General features: G+C 69.2%; 1 protein-coding gene. It reads left to right on the forward strand.

From position 1 onward, the window contains the following. Window positions 1–311: 311 nt before the first annotated feature. Window positions 312–659 carry a hypothetical protein gene (locus tag ACFVXK_RS38745; RefSeq protein ID WP_389622131.1) on the forward strand — a complete coding sequence of 116 codons (348 nt, stop codon included), beginning with the start codon at window positions 312–314 and terminating at the stop codon, window positions 657–659. Window positions 660–1,038: the final 379 nt, after the last annotated feature.

Consider the following 1,038-nt stretch of genomic DNA (forward strand, 5'->3'; position numbering starts at 1 on the left):
GTCAAGAGCGCTCCTTCGTCGCGTCGCTACGCGATGTCGCTGCGCTCCACTCTTGACAGCCCGTCCCGCCACGGAAAAACGAAGACTGCCGGGAAACCCCCAAAGGAACGGGACGGTCCGGAGATGGACATGCGGCCAGATCAGCGACCAGGCGGGCAGGTCGGGGCCCGGCAGACATCCATCCGGGCAGATGCGACTGCCCTCCGGGGCCGCCCTCACGCCCCAGATCGCTACGCGCTCCTCTGATCTCGGCGTCCGACGGCCGTCTGGGGCCGATGGCGGACGCCTTCATGATCATTACAGTTCGGGGCATGACCACACGAGACGACCTGCTCATCGATCTGATCAACCGGACGGAGATGGAGGGGGAAGGCCCGCGCATCACCGTCGTGGCGCAGGGCGTGGTGATAACGGGCCGGATCGCGGCCCATCGGCACTGGGCGACTCATCTCGCCGGTCAGCTCTCCGACACCGGTCTGCCCGACCTCCGCTTCGCCGAGGACTTCAGCCGTGAGGCCGGGGAGACGCCCGAGTACCCCCCGGCCTTCCTCCACCTCCAGGGCTGCCAGCTGATCTCCGGCTCCAGCAGCCTTCCCGCCGCACTGGGCGAATCCTTCCGGGTCCCACTCCCCTCGATCAGCGCGTGGAGCGTGCGTTGAGGCCGACCCGTTCGGCAGTAGTGCAGCATCTCCAGACGGCCGGCGGACGCCGAGGAAAGAGGAGCGCGTAGCGATCTGACGCGCCCCCGGCGCCGGATGCCGGTCCGTTCGGCATTTGGTGCGGGTATCGACCCCAGGCGGGCGGCGGACGCCGAGACGGGAGGAGCGCGTAGCGATCTGACGCGGGGGGAGGCCCCGAAGGGGATTCACCGCGGCCCGGATGCCCGGTCTGCCGACCCCCGACGACCCCGCCTGGTCGCTGATCCGGCCGCATGCCCGTCCACCATCCGTCCCGTTCCTTTGGGGGGTTCCCGGCAGTCTTCGGCTTTTCGTGGCGGGACGGTCTGTCAAGGGTGGCCGAAGGCCATCGCGAAGCGAC

The sequence above is a fragment of the Streptomyces sp. NPDC058157 genome, assembly GCF_042884105.1.
Taxonomy (GTDB): domain Bacteria; phylum Actinomycetota; class Actinomycetes; order Streptomycetales; family Streptomycetaceae; genus Streptomyces.